Raw genomic sequence first — 12357 nt, 5'->3', positions numbered from 1 at the left:
CGGTCCGTTTACTTCGAGCGGAACACAATTCTTGCTCGCGTCAGGTCATAGGGCGTGAGCTCCACAGTGACCTTGTCGCCCGGCAAGATCCGGATGTAATGCATACGCATCTTGCCGGAAATATGGCCTAGCACCACGTGGCCGTTTTCGAGCTTGACGCGAAAAGTCGCGTTGGGGAGGTTCTCGAGAACCTCGCCTTGCATCTGGATGACGTCGTCCTTAGACATTCTCTTTTTGCTATCGCATCGGCAAACCTGAGGATCCCTTGAAGTTCGCCTTCTTCAGCAGCGAATCGTACTGGTGCGACATCATGTAGGCCTGTACCTGCGCCATGAAGTCCATCGTCACCACCACGATAATCAACAAGGACGTGCCACCAAAATAAAACGGTACGTTCCAGCGCATCACCAGGAATTCGGGCAGCAGACACACCAACGTGATGTACAGCGCACCCACCAGCGTCAGGCGCATCAGGATCTTGTCGATGTAGCGCGCCGTCTGCTCACCCGGACGAATACCCGGTACGAAAGCGCCGCTCTTCTTCAGGTTGTCTGCAGTCTCGCGGCTGTTGAACACCAGGGCCGTGTAGAAAAAGCAGAAGAAAATGATAGCAGCGGCATACAACGTGATGTAGAGCGGCTGGCGCGGTTCGAGGGCCGCAGCCAGGTCACGCAGCCACAGCATACTGTCGCCCGTCGAAAACCAGCTCGTGATCGTGGCCGGGAACAGAATGATCGACGATGCGAAGATCGGCGGAATCACCCCGGCCATGTTCAGCTTCAGCGGCAGGTGCGAGCTCTGGCCACCGTACACCTTGTTGCCTACCTGGCGCTTGGCATAGTTGACCGTGATCTTGCGCTGGCCGCGTTCCACGAACACCACGAACGCAGTCACCAGCACCACCAGCGCCACGATGAACAGGGCCGAAGGCACCGCCATCGCGTTGGTACGCACCAGATCCAGCAGTCCGGCCAGTGCCGAGGGCAACCCGGCGACGATGCCCGCGAAAATCAGGATCGAAATGCCGTTGCCCAAGCCACGCTCAGTGATCTGCTCGCCCAGCCACATGACGAACATGGTGCCGGTAAGAAGCGTCACGACCGTCGTGAAGCGGAACAACATGCCCGGATCGACGACCAGGCCCGGCTGGGATTCCAATGCCACCGAAATGCCCACCGCCTGCACCAGCGCCAGCACGACCGTGCCGTAGCGAGTGTATTGGGTGATCTTGCGGCGGCCGGCCTCGCCCTCTTTCTTGAGGGCTTCCAGCGAGGGCACCACGACGGACATCAGCTGCATGATGATCGATGCAGAGATGTACGGCATGATCCCCAGGGCGAAGATCGAAAAGCGCGACAAGGCGCCGCCCGAGAACATGTTGAACAGGCCCAGGATCCCGCCTTCGTTCTGGCGGAACAGGTCCGCCAGCGCGTCCGGATTGATGCCCGGAACCGGGATGTGCGTACCCAGACGGTAAACCATCAGGGCAAGCACCAGGAATACGAGCCGGCGCTTCAAGTCGCCGTATCGCGATCCGGTCTTGCCTAGTGCCTGTGCATTAGCCACGTGTTACCTCGCAATCAAGCAAGCGAGCCGCCCGCGCCTTCGATGGCGGCGCGAGCGCCGGCCGTCGCCGTGATGCCCTTGAGCGTCACTTTGCGCGAGAGTTCACCCGACTTGATGACCTTGGCGTAGCGTACCGCCTGGCCCACGACACCGGCAGCCTTCAGCACTTGCACATCGATCTCGTCGACGGGCAGGGATTGCAGGTCCGACAGGCGAACCTCGGCGTACAGGTGCCGACCCAGGGGCGTGAAACCACGCTTGGGCAGGCGACGCTGCAGCGGCATCTGGCCGCCTTCGAAGCCAACCTTGTGGAAGCCGCCCGAACGCGACTTCTGGCCCTTGTGGCCGCGGCCGGCGGTCTTGCCCAGGCCCGAGCCGATGCCACGGCCGACGCGACGCTTGGCGTGCTTGGCGCCTTCAGCGGGCTTCAGGGTATTGAGTTGAATTTCCGACATCGTAATTCCTTAGGCTTCCGAGACGGACACCAGATAATCCACCTTGCGGATCATCCCACGGACCTCGGGCGTATCGACCAGGATGCTGGTGCTGTTGACGCGGCGCAGGCCCAGGCCGCGCACGGTGTCGCGATGGGACTGCTTGGTACCGATCACCGAGCGCACGAGGGTAACTTTGATCTGCTTCTGAGCCATGATTTACCCCAGGATCTCTTCGACAGTCTTGCCGCGCTTGGCAGCGACTTCCGACGGAGTCAGGGAAGCGCGCAGGCCGTTCAGCGTGGCACGGACCATGTTGTAGGGATTGCTCGAGCCGAGACTCTTGGCAACCACGTTACGCACACCCATCACTTCGAAGATGGCGCGCATCGGGCCGCCGGCGATCACGCCGGTACCTTCGGCCGCAGGCGAGATCAGCACGGTGGAAGCGCCATGCTTGCCGACCACGGAGTGATGCAGCGTGCCGTTCTTCAGGGCAACCTTGAACATGCCGCGACGGGCCTGTTCCATTGCCTTTTGGACGGACACCGGCACTTCGCGAGCCTTGCCCTTGCCCATGCCGATGCGACCATCGCCATCGCCAACCACGGACAGCGCGGCGAAGCTCATGGTGCGACCACCCTTCACGACCTTGCTGACGCGGTTGACCGCGATCATTTTTTCGCGCAGGCCGTCGTCGTTCTCTTTTTCCGCGGCGCCTTTGCCTTGTACTTTAGCCATTTGACAGATCCTCGCTTAGAACTTCAGGCCGGCTTCACGCGCGGCATCGGCCAGCGCCTTGACGCGGCCATGGTAACGAAAGCCCGAGCGATCGAAGGCAACCAGTTCGATACCGGCGGCCTTGGCCTTTTCGGCAACGCGCTTGCCCACCAGCGTGGCGGCGGCAGTGTTGCCGCCCTGACCGGATTGGCCGGCCAGTTGCGCACGCACCTCGGGTTCCAGCGTGGATGCGCTGACCAGCACGCGATCGCCTTCCGGCGAAATGATGTTGGCGTAGATGTGCAGGTTCGAGCGGAAGACCGAGAGGCGATGTACGCGCAGCTCGTTGATCTTCCGGCGGGTCGGAACCGCACGACGCAAACGGGAAACTTTTTTGTCCATGATTCGTCCTTGCGTGCGCCGTTATTTCTTCTTGGTTTCTTTGATGATCACGCGCTCGTCCGCATAACGCACACCCTTGCCCTTGTAGGGTTCGGGTTCGCGATAGGCGCGGATTTCAGCGGCCACCTGACCGACGACTTGCTTGTTGGAGCCCTTGATGACGATTTCCGTCTGGGTGGGGCATTCGGCCTTCACGCCTTCGGGCAGCTTGTGCAGGATGTCGTGCGAGAAGCCCAGCTGCAGCTTGACGGCATCACCCTGGACCTGGGCGCGGAAACCCACGCCAACCAGGTTCAGCTTGCGCTCGAAGCCCTTGCTCACGCCGGTGACCATGTTGGCCACCAGAGCGCGCACGGTGCCCGACATGGCGCCAGCGTGGCGCGAGTCGTTGGCGGCAACGAACGTCAGCTTGCCGTCGTCCAGCGCAACGGTGACATCACCGGTCAGCGCCTGGGTCAGCGTGCCCAGCGGGCCCTTGACGGTGATCTGATCCTGTTGGATGTTGGCTTCAACACCCTTGGGCAGCTCGACCGGATACTTAGCGATACGTGACATGCGAGTTTCTCCTTAGGCCACGTAGCACAGCACTTCGCCGCCGACGCCGTTGGCACGGGCCTTGCGGTCGGTCATGACGCCGCGCGAGGTCGAAACGATAGCCACGCCCAGGCCGTTCATGACCTGAGGAATGCTGCTGCGGCCCTTGTAGATACGCAGCCCGGGGCGCGAGACGCGTTCGATGCGCTCGATGACCGGACGGCCGGCGTAGTACTTCAGGGTGAGTTCCAGCTCAGGCTTGGCCTGGGTGCCCTTGACTTCGAAGCTGTCGATGTAGCCTTCGTCTCGCAGCACAGCGGCAATGGCCGCCTTCAGCTTCGAGGAGGGCATGCTCACCGTAACTTTGTCAACTTGCTGCGCATTGCGAATGCGAGTCAGCATATCGGCGATGGGATCGCTCATGCTCATGTTTTATTCTCCTACCAGCTGGCCTTGGTGATGCCGGGGATTTCACCCTTCATCGCCATTTCACGCAGTTTGTGGCGGGTCAGCCCAAACTTGCGGAAGACACCGCGCGGACGGCCGGTAACGGCGCAGCGATTACGCTGGCGCGTCGGGTTGGCATTGCGCGGCAGTTGTTGCAGCTTCAGCCGAGCTTGGTAACGGTCTTCGTCGGACTTCGACTGATCGTCGATGATCGCCTTCAGTTCGGCGCGCTTGGCGGCGAACTTGTCGGCCAGCTTGGCGCGCTTGATGTCGCGATTGATGAGGGAAAGTTTAGCCACGTCATCAGCCTCTTAGTTACGGAACGGGAAGCTGAAGGCGGTCAACAGCGCCTTGGCTTCGTCGTCGGTCTTGGCGGTAGTGGTGATGCTGATGTTCAGCCCACGCAGCGCGTCGATCTTGTCGTACTCGATCTCGGGGAAAATGATCTGCTCTTTCACACCGATGTTGTAGTTGCCACGACCGTCGAACGCACGACCCGAAATACCGCGGAAGTCGCGCACGCGGGGCAGAGCCACCGCCACCAGGCGATCCAGGAATTCGTACATGCGCTGACCACGCAGCGTGACCATGCAACCGATCGGGTAGTTTTCGCGGATCTTGAAGCCGGCGATAGCCTTGCGGGTCTTGGTCACGACGGGCTTCTGGCCGGAGATCTTGGACAGATCGGACACGGCGTGCTCGATGACCTTCTTGTCGGCGACGGCTTCCGAGACACCCATGTTCAGGGTGACCTTGGTGATGCGCGGCACTTCCATCAGGCTCTTGTAGCCGAACTTGGCCTGCAGGTCGGGAGCAACCTTGCTCTTGTAGAAATCTTGCAAACGAGACATGTGTGTCGCCCCTTACGCCTTGGCGCCGACAACGGCACCATTGGAACGGAACACACGGACCTTGCGACCATCGACCACTTGAACGCCGACGCGATCGCCCTTGCCCGTGGCCGGATTGAACAGCGCCACATTGGAAATATGGATCGGCATGGTCTTTTCGACGATGCCGCCAGGATTGTTGGCCATGGGATTGGCCTTCACGTGCTTCTTGACGACGTTGACGCCTTCGACCAGGACGTGGTCAGCGTCGACGCGAGCCAGCACGGTACCGCGCCGCTTCTTGTCACGGCCGGTCAGGACGATGACTTCGTCGCCTTTACGGATGTTGTTCATCGAGGGCTCCTTACAGCACTTCGGGGGCCAGCGACACAATCTTCATGAACTTCTCGGTACGCAGTTCACGCGTAACGGGTCCGAAGATGCGGGTGCCGATGGGCTCCAGCTTGGCGTTGAGCAATACGGCGGCGTTGCCACCGAAGCGGATCAGCGAACCGTCTTTGCGGCGCACGCCCTTGGCGGTGCGAACCACCACGGCGTTGTAGATTTCGCCTTTCTTGACACGGCCACGAGGGGCCGCATCTTTGACGCTCACCTTGATGATGTCGCCGATACCGGCATAACGGCGCTTGGAGCCACCGAGCACCTTGATGCACATGACAGCGCGCGCACCGGTGTTGTCGGCCACGTCCAGCGTGGTCTGCATTTGGATCATGATTTTTCCTGTTCCAACTTAACCGGAATTACGAGTTTCCACCCTGGAAACGCCGCTCTTCCCGCCAGTTTTGGTCCCGTCAGGTCCGCCGCCCGCTTCGAAGACAATCTTCAAAGGCAATACAGCGACCCTGGGTTGAAATCCTGCGGATGCTTTTCTTCCCGAACCCCGCCACCCTGGCTATGCAGAAGCGCAATAGCACCCGGCCAGCAACGGCAATTCGGGAAAGCTGTCAATTCTAACCCGCTTGGCTCACGCACGCAAGTACTTTGTTGGAACGCGACGCAGGATCAGATACCGGTGAGCGTGCGGGCCATGACCACGGCCTCGGTGCGCACGCACGCTCAGGAGGAACTCCCCCTGTTCGGCCATTGCCACCGCCTGGCTGCAGTACTGGTATCCGCTCAGCTTGACCGCGTCCGCCTCATAGAGCAGAGCTCCTTCGCGGGTCAGATTCAGCAGCGTATCGGCGTCTTCGAATCGAGCTGCCGCTGTCCGCTGTACCTCCGGGTGTATGCCTTCGGCCTCGGCGGGCCAGCCGCACCGCATTGCCCGCAAAGCCACGCTGCCGCCACGCAGGCAGACAGGCCGCGCCGCAGGCCGGACAGGCGACCCTTCCTGATCCAGTACCGCGTGGGATTCTCGCTTGGATTCTCGTGTTGTTGCGCAGAAGGCAGAGCTGTGATCTGCGTGGAGGGAGCGCGTCGGCGTCTGCCTATTCGCTAGATGGGATAGTGCTAAAGAGGTAGAACGCGCCCGCGAACTGCCCTATGCTCGTTCAGGTCTCCCCCTCGACGCCCATGCGTCACCTTTACCCGCGCGCATGGGGGGCACCACGCCCCGACCGCGGCCACGATTGGCTCCCCTCGAACTGATCGCAGTGGCTCAAGCAGCGGCGCCCCAGCTGGTTTAGACTGGGGGGCGCACTCGCAGCTATTCCCATCTTTTACGCAAGGAACACTGGCATGTACGAACAATTGGCGCTGTATATCGACGGCGAATTCCTGGCGGGCGAAGGCCGCCGCACGCAGGATGTCATCAATCCGGCCTCGCTCGAGGTATTGGGCCAGTTGCCTCACGCCACCGAGGCCGACCTCGACCGTGCCCTTGCCGCGGCGCAACGGGCTTTCGAGTCATGGAAGCACAGCTCCCCCATGGAGCGTTCGGCCATCCTGCGCAAAGTGGCTTCCCTGTCGCGCGAACGCGCCAAGGAGATCGGCCGCAACATGACGCTCGACCAGGGCAAGCCCTTGGCCGAAGCCGTGGGCGAGATCACGGCCTGCGCCGAACACGCCGACTGGCACGCCGAAGAATGCCGCCGCATTTATGGACGCGTGATCCCCCCGCGCAGCCCCGAGGTCCGCCAGTTCGTGGTGCGCGAGCCCATCGGTGTCTGCGCCGCGTTCACGCCCTGGAACTTCCCCTACAACCAGGCCATCCGCAAGATTGCCGCGGCCCTGGGCGCCGGATGCACCGTCATTCTCAAGGGCCCTGAAGATTCGCCCAGCGCCGTCATGGCAATCGCCCGCATGTTTCACGAAGCGGGGCTGCCCAAGGGCTGCCTGAACGTGGTCTGGGGCGAGCCGGCCAAGATTTCCGACTACCTGATCCGCTCGCCGATCGTGCGCAAGGTGTCGTTCACGGGTTCGGTGCCCGTGGGCAAACAGTTGGCGGCGCTTGCAGGAGCGCACATGAAGCGTGTCACCATGGAACTCGGCGGTCATTCGCCCGTTCTGGTGTTCGACGACGCCGACGTCGGGCGCGCCGCCGAACTGCTGGCCAGGTTCAAGGTTCGCAACGCCGGGCAGGTGTGCGTGTCGCCCACCCGTTTCTATGTTCAGGAAAAGGCCTACGAGCAGTTCCTGGCCCGCTTCACCGAGGTACTGAAGGGCATCAAAGTCGGCGACGGCCTCGAAGAAGGCACGCAGATGGGCCCGCTCGCGCACGAACGCCGCGTGCCGGCCATGACGAAATTCGTTGAAGACGCAAAGAAGCAGGGCGGCAAGATTGCCTTGGGCGGCGAGCCGCTCGACCGCAAGGGCTTCTTCTTCGCACCCACCGTGGTCACCGACATACCCGACGATTCGATGCTGATGACCGAAGAACCGTTCGGTCCGGTGGCGCCGGTGGTGCGGTTCAAAGACACCGACGAAGTGCTGCGCCGCGCCAACAGCCTGCCATTCGGTCTGTCGTCCTACGTGTTCACCAACTCGCTGCAGACGGCCACCAAAGTGAGCAACGGTCTCGAAGCCGGCATGGTCAACATCAACCACTTCGGCAGTGCGCTTGCCGAAACGCCCTTTGGCGGCATCAAAGACAGCGGCATCGGCAGCGAAGGCGGGCTGGAAACCTTCGACGGTTACCTGGTCACCAAGTTCATCACGCATGTCTAGCGCTTGATCCGGGCCGGCGGTCTCTCTCGAGTATGACGCCGCCGCCCCGGCACTGCAGACCGGTGCCGCGGCGGCGCTGCCTGCCCCGGTGATCACCGCCCGCGGGGCACCATCTGTGCGCAGAAGTCGGTGCCTCTTCAGTGCCCGGCCTCTGGCGCAAGGGCAAAAAAAAAACGGCAAGGAATAATCCTTGCCGTTTTCACGTCAGGGCGGCGTACCGCCCTGCCAGCATCATTAGATGATGCGAACCGCTTCGATCAGGCGCACCACGCTCCAGGACTTGGAACGAGAAATGGGGCGGCCTTCCGCGATTTCGACAGTGTCGCCTTCGTTGTACTGGTTCGACTCGTCGTGCGCTTTGTACTTCGCGGAACGCATGACGATCTTGCCATAGATGGGATGCTTGACGCGGCGTTCAACCAGAACGACGACGGTCTTGTCCATCTTGTTGCTGACGACCTTGCCAACCAGCGTACGCTGGCGCTTGGTTTGAGTGGTTTCAGTTACGCTCATGATTATTTCCCTGCCTGCTCGGTCAGCAAGGTACGCACGCGCGCGATATCGCGACGCACGTTACGCAGCTGGCTGGTGTTGGCAAGCTGCTGCGTGGCCTTCTGCATGCGCAGACCGAATTGCGCCTTCAGCAGGCTCTCGAGCTCTTTGCCGAGTTCGGCGGCGTCTTTCGAACGGAGTTCGCTGGCTTTCATTGTGGTCTCCTTAAGCACCGATATGACGCGCGACGAACGTGGTCGAGATCGGCAGCTTCGCAGCGGCCAGGCGGAACGCCTCGCGCGCGAGCTCTTCGCTGACGCCTTCCATTTCGTAGAGCACCTTGCCGGGCTGGATTTCAGCAACCCAATATTCGGGGTTGCCTTTACCGTTACCCATCCGGACTTCGGCAGGCTTTTGCGAGATCGGCTTATCCGGGAAAATACGGATCCAGATACGGCCGCCACGCTTGATGTGACGGTTGATGGCACGACGAGCAGCTTCGATCTGACGGGCGGTCAGACGGCCGCGGCCGGTGGCCTTCAGGCCAAACTCGCCAAACGACACGTTCGTACCGCGCGAAGCCAGACCGGTGTTGCGGCCCTTTTGCTCTTTGCGATATTTTCTGCGAGAGGGTTGCAGCATGGTTATTCTCCTTCAGGCGCCGGAGCTGCGTCCGCCTTGCGGGGACCACGGCCACGACCACCCGGACGACCGGGACGGCCGCCATCGGGGCGGTCGCCACGCGGTGCGCGACGCGGACGGCGTTCTTCTTCACGCGGGGTAGCGGCTTCAGGCGGCAATTCGCCATTGGCCAGCATGTCGCCCTTATAGACCCACACCTTGATGCCGATCACACCATACGTGGTGTGGGCTTCAGACGTGCCGTAGTCGATATTGGCCTTCAGCGTGTGAAGCGGAACGCGACCTTCGCGATACCACTCGGTACGTGCAATTTCGATTCCGTTCAAACGGCCCGAGCTCATGATCTTGATGCCCTGGGCGCCCAGACGCATCGCGTTCTGCATGGCGCGTTTCATGGCGCGGCGGAACATGATGCGCTTTTCGAGCTGCTGCGAGATCGAATCGGCGATCAGCTGAGCGTCGGTTTCCGGCTTGCGGATTTCCTCGATGTTGACGTGCACGGGCACGCCCATCAGGCGCTGCAGATCGGCCTTCAGGTTTTCGATATCTTCGCCGCGCTTGCCGATCACCACGCCCGGACGAGCCGAGTAGACGGTGATGCGGGCGTTCTTGGCGGGACGCTCGATGATGACGCGGCCTACCGAGGCGCTCTTGAGCTTCTTCTTCAGATACTCGCGCACGCGGATGTCTTCGGCGAGCATGCTGCCGAAAGCTTTGTCATCAGCGAACCAGCGCGAGGACCAATTACGGGTGACCGCGAGACGGAACCCAGTGGGGTGAATTTTCTGACCCATCGTGACTCCTTAGGCTCCGACCTTGACCGTGATATGGCAGGTCTGCTTCTCGATGCGGTTACCGCGGCCCTTGGCGCGAGCCGAGAAACGCTTCATCGATTGGGCCTTGTCGACGTAGATCGTGGTGACCTTCAGTTCGTCGATGTCGGCGCCATCGTTGTGTTCCGCGTTGGCGATGGCGGACTCGACAGCCTTCTTCAGGATGCCGGCGGCCTTCTTCGGGGAAAAGGTGAGGATGTTCAGCGCTTGAGCAACCGACTTGCCACGGATCAGGTCCGCGACCAGACGGGTCTTCTGCGCCGAGATGTGAACCCCACGGATAACGGCAGTAGTTTCCATCGATTACCTCTTCGCCTTCTTGTCCGCAGCGTGACCCTTGAACGTACGGGTCAAGGCGAACTCGCCAAGCTTGTGACCGACCATGTTCTCGTTGATGTACACGGGAACGTGCTGGCGGCCGTTGTGCACCGCGATCGTCAGGCCGATGAACTCGGGCAGGATCGTGGAACGGCGCGACCAGGTCTTGATCGGCTTCTTGTCTTTACCCGCGACGGCCGAGTCCACCTTCTTGATGAGATGGGCGTCGACAAACGGGCCTTTCTTGATCGAACGTGACATAGTGTTCGCCTCTTACTTGCGCTTGCGCCGTTGGACGATCATGTTGTTCGTCCGCTTGTTGCGACGGGTCTTGAAACCCTTCGAGGGCGTGCCCCACGGGCTGACCGGCTCGCGTGCTTCACCGGTGCGGCCTTCGCCGCCGCCGTGCGGGTGATCGACCGGGTTCATGGCCACGCCACGAACCGTCGGACGCACACCGCGCCAACGCATTGCACCGGCCTTGCCGATCTGGCGCAGGCTGTGTTCTTCATTACCGACTTCACCGATGGTGGCACGGCACTCGATATGCACGCGACGGACTTCGCCCGAACGCAGACGCACTTGAGCGTAGGTGCCTTCACGAGCCAGCAGCACCGCCGAAGCACCGGCCGAACGCGCCATCTGGGCGCCCTTGCCGGGGATCATTTCGATGCAGTGGATCGTGGTACCCACCGGGATGTTGCGGATCGGCAGCGTGTTGCCGGCGCGGATCGGGGCTTCGATGCCCGAGACCAGCGTGGCGCCCACTTCCAGGCCGCGCGGCGCAATGATGTAGCGACGTTCGCCGTCGGCGTAGCACAGCAGAGCAATGTGCGCCGTACGGTTGGGGTCGTACTCAAGGCGTTCAACCTTGGCCGGAATGCCGTCCTTGTTGCGACGGAAGTCGACAATACGATAGTGCTGCTTGTGACCGCCGCCACGGTGGCGGATGGTGATGTGACCGTTGTTGTTACGGCCAGAACCACGGGTCTTCTTTTCCAGCAGGGCAGCGTGCGGCGCGCCTTTGTGCAGGTTCGGGCTTACCACCTTCACCATGCCACGGCGGCCCGCCGAGGTCGGTTTTACTTTGACGAGGGCCATTTACTTCACCTCCGCAAAGTCGATTTCCTGGCCTTCCTTGAGCGCGACATAGGCCTTGCGCTCATTGCGGCGGCGACCCACGAAGCGGCCAAAGCGCTTGACTTTGCCCTTACGGTTGAGGACCTGCACGGACTCGACCTGCACCTTGAACAGCAGTTCGACGGCAGCCTTGATCTCCGGCTTGGTGGCGTCAGCCACGACACGGAAAGCGATTTGCTGATGTTTTTCGGCTACGAAGGTGGCCTTTTCGGTCACCACGGGAGCCAGAATGACTTGCATCAAGCGTTCGGCATTCATCCCAGCATCTCCTCGAGTTGAGCGATGGCCGGCTTGGTGATCAGCACTTTTTTGTAGTGGATCAGCGACAACGGATCGGCATAACGGGGCTCGACCACGGCGACGTGCGGCAGGTTGCGCGTGGCGAGATAGATGTTCTCATCGACGGTGTCGGTGATGATCAGCACCGAATCCAGGCCCAGGCTCTTCAGCTTGGCCACGGCCAGCTTGGTCTTGGGCGATTCGAGGCCGAACGTCTCGACGACGGCGATGCGGTCTTCGCGGGCCAACTGCGAGAGGATCGAACGGATACCCGCGCGATACATCTTCTTGTTGACCTTCTGGCTGAAGTTTTCTTCAGGCGAGTTGGGGAACGTGCGACCACCCCCACGCCACAGCGGCGACGAGGTCATACCAGCGCGCGCGCGGCCGGTACCCTTCTGGCGCCAGGGCTTCTTGGTGGAGTGCTTGACTTCGGCGCGGTCTTTCTGAGCACGGTTGCCACTGCGCGCGTTGGCCTGATAGGCCACCACGATCTGGTGCACCAGCGCTTCGTTGAAATCGCGACCGAAAATGGTGTCGGGCGCGTTGAAAGTCGCGGCCCCACCTTGGTCGTTCAGGAGCTTGAGATCCATG

The 12357-nt window shown here is 61.5% G+C and carries 23 protein-coding genes; 1 reads left to right on the top strand and 22 read right to left on the bottom strand.

Features of this window, described 5'->3' with window-relative positions; translation table 11 throughout:
- Positions 1–8: 8 nt before the first annotated feature.
- From infA to ACV17W_RS13930, 13 genes are all read right to left on the bottom strand, one after another.
- Positions 9–227 (bottom strand): translation initiation factor IF-1, encoded by a 219-nt coding sequence (gene infA / locus ACV17W_RS13990; RefSeq protein ID WP_003806927.1) that lies wholly within the window; start codon positions 225–227, stop codon positions 9–11.
- A gap of 10 nt (positions 228–237) precedes the next feature.
- Entirely contained in the window at positions 238–1566 is a 1329-nt protein-coding gene (gene secY / locus ACV17W_RS13985) for a preprotein translocase subunit SecY (protein ID WP_462592936.1), read from the bottom strand.
- A gap of 14 nt (positions 1567–1580) precedes the next feature.
- The gene (rplO, locus tag ACV17W_RS13980) at positions 1581–2021 is read right to left on the bottom strand and encodes a 50S ribosomal protein L15 (protein WP_462592935.1); all 441 of its coding nucleotides are present in this window, start codon (positions 2019–2021) and stop codon (positions 1581–1583) included.
- Positions 2022–2030: 9 nt separating this feature from the next.
- Positions 2031–2216 carry a 50S ribosomal protein L30 gene (rpmD, locus tag ACV17W_RS13975; RefSeq protein WP_462592934.1) on the bottom strand — a complete coding sequence of 62 codons (186 nt, stop codon included), beginning with the start codon at positions 2214–2216 and terminating at the stop codon, positions 2031–2033.
- Between the two features lie 3 nt (positions 2217–2219).
- Positions 2220–2741 carry a 30S ribosomal protein S5 gene (gene rpsE, locus ACV17W_RS13970; protein ID WP_462592933.1) on the bottom strand — a complete coding sequence of 174 codons (522 nt, stop codon included), beginning with the start codon at positions 2739–2741 and terminating at the stop codon, positions 2220–2222.
- Between the two features lie 15 nt (positions 2742–2756).
- Positions 2757–3122, bottom strand: a complete 366-nt coding sequence (gene rplR, locus ACV17W_RS13965) for a 50S ribosomal protein L18 (protein ID WP_462592932.1) — start codon at positions 3120–3122, stop codon at positions 2757–2759.
- Between the two features lie 21 nt (positions 3123–3143).
- Entirely contained in the window at positions 3144–3677 is a 534-nt protein-coding gene (rplF, locus tag ACV17W_RS13960) for a 50S ribosomal protein L6 (RefSeq protein WP_462592931.1), read from the bottom strand.
- Between the two features lie 12 nt (positions 3678–3689).
- On the bottom strand, positions 3690–4085 hold the full coding sequence (gene rpsH / locus ACV17W_RS13955; protein WP_462592930.1) for a 30S ribosomal protein S8: 396 nt from the start codon (positions 4083–4085) through the stop codon (positions 3690–3692).
- Positions 4086–4096: 11 nt separating this feature from the next.
- Entirely contained in the window at positions 4097–4402 is a 306-nt protein-coding gene (gene rpsN / locus ACV17W_RS13950; RefSeq protein WP_462592929.1) for a 30S ribosomal protein S14, read from the bottom strand.
- A 12-nt stretch (positions 4403–4414) separates the two neighbouring features.
- On the bottom strand, positions 4415–4954 hold the full coding sequence (gene rplE / locus ACV17W_RS13945) for a 50S ribosomal protein L5 (RefSeq protein WP_462592928.1): 540 nt from the start codon (positions 4952–4954) through the stop codon (positions 4415–4417).
- A gap of 12 nt (positions 4955–4966) precedes the next feature.
- A complete protein-coding gene (gene rplX / locus ACV17W_RS13940) occupies positions 4967–5287 on the bottom strand; it encodes a 50S ribosomal protein L24 (RefSeq protein WP_462592927.1) in 321 nt (106 codons plus the stop codon).
- 10 nt (positions 5288–5297) lie between these two features.
- Entirely contained in the window at positions 5298–5666 is a 369-nt protein-coding gene (gene rplN / locus ACV17W_RS13935) for a 50S ribosomal protein L14 (RefSeq protein WP_005017313.1), read from the bottom strand.
- 252 nt (positions 5667–5918) lie between these two features.
- Positions 5919–6230 carry a hypothetical protein gene (locus ACV17W_RS13930; protein WP_462592926.1) on the bottom strand — a complete coding sequence of 104 codons (312 nt, stop codon included), beginning with the start codon at positions 6228–6230 and terminating at the stop codon, positions 5919–5921.
- 401 nt (positions 6231–6631) lie between these two features.
- On the opposite strand from ACV17W_RS13930, the gene ACV17W_RS13925 reads away from it, so the two are divergent.
- Positions 6632–8059 (top strand): NAD-dependent succinate-semialdehyde dehydrogenase, encoded by a 1428-nt coding sequence (locus tag ACV17W_RS13925; protein WP_462592925.1) that lies wholly within the window; start codon positions 6632–6634, stop codon positions 8057–8059.
- A 234-nt stretch (positions 8060–8293) separates the two neighbouring features.
- Here ACV17W_RS13925 and rpsQ read toward each other — a convergent pair whose 3' ends face one another.
- From rpsQ to rplD, 9 genes are read right to left on the bottom strand one after another with little or no spacing between them, the layout of a single operon-like run.
- On the bottom strand, positions 8294–8572 hold the full coding sequence (gene rpsQ, locus ACV17W_RS13920; RefSeq protein WP_462592924.1) for a 30S ribosomal protein S17: 279 nt from the start codon (positions 8570–8572) through the stop codon (positions 8294–8296).
- A 2-nt stretch (positions 8573–8574) separates the two neighbouring features.
- On the bottom strand, positions 8575–8766 hold the full coding sequence (gene rpmC / locus ACV17W_RS13915; protein WP_218371079.1) for a 50S ribosomal protein L29: 192 nt from the start codon (positions 8764–8766) through the stop codon (positions 8575–8577).
- A 10-nt stretch (positions 8767–8776) separates the two neighbouring features.
- The gene (rplP, locus tag ACV17W_RS13910; protein WP_462592923.1) at positions 8777–9193 is read right to left on the bottom strand and encodes a 50S ribosomal protein L16; all 417 of its coding nucleotides are present in this window, start codon (positions 9191–9193) and stop codon (positions 8777–8779) included.
- A 2-nt stretch (positions 9194–9195) separates the two neighbouring features.
- Positions 9196–9987 (bottom strand): 30S ribosomal protein S3, encoded by a 792-nt coding sequence (gene rpsC / locus ACV17W_RS13905; RefSeq protein ID WP_207404966.1) that lies wholly within the window; start codon positions 9985–9987, stop codon positions 9196–9198.
- A 9-nt stretch (positions 9988–9996) separates the two neighbouring features.
- Positions 9997–10326, bottom strand: coding sequence for a 50S ribosomal protein L22 (rplV, locus tag ACV17W_RS13900; protein ID WP_026639687.1), 330 nt, complete (start codon positions 10324–10326; stop codon positions 9997–9999).
- Between the two features lie 3 nt (positions 10327–10329).
- Positions 10330–10605, bottom strand: a complete 276-nt coding sequence (gene rpsS, locus ACV17W_RS13895) for a 30S ribosomal protein S19 (protein ID WP_026639688.1) — start codon at positions 10603–10605, stop codon at positions 10330–10332.
- A gap of 12 nt (positions 10606–10617) precedes the next feature.
- On the bottom strand, positions 10618–11445 hold the full coding sequence (gene rplB / locus ACV17W_RS13890) for a 50S ribosomal protein L2 (RefSeq protein WP_094823930.1): 828 nt from the start codon (positions 11443–11445) through the stop codon (positions 10618–10620).
- Positions 11446–11742, bottom strand: a complete 297-nt coding sequence (gene rplW / locus ACV17W_RS13885; RefSeq protein WP_462592922.1) for a 50S ribosomal protein L23 — start codon at positions 11740–11742, stop codon at positions 11446–11448.
- Complete coding sequence (gene rplD / locus ACV17W_RS13880) at positions 11739–12356, bottom strand: 50S ribosomal protein L4 (RefSeq protein WP_462592921.1); 618 nt, start codon at positions 12354–12356, stop codon at positions 11739–11741. Before rplD ends, rplW begins: the two co-directional genes overlap by 4 nt.
- Position 12357 lies beyond the last annotated feature (1 nt).

Source organism: Bordetella sp. MIP270_01_BMS, assembly GCF_054958705.1.
Note: the sequence above shows the minus strand (reverse complement) of the source record. Positions and strands in the feature narration are given on the sequence as shown.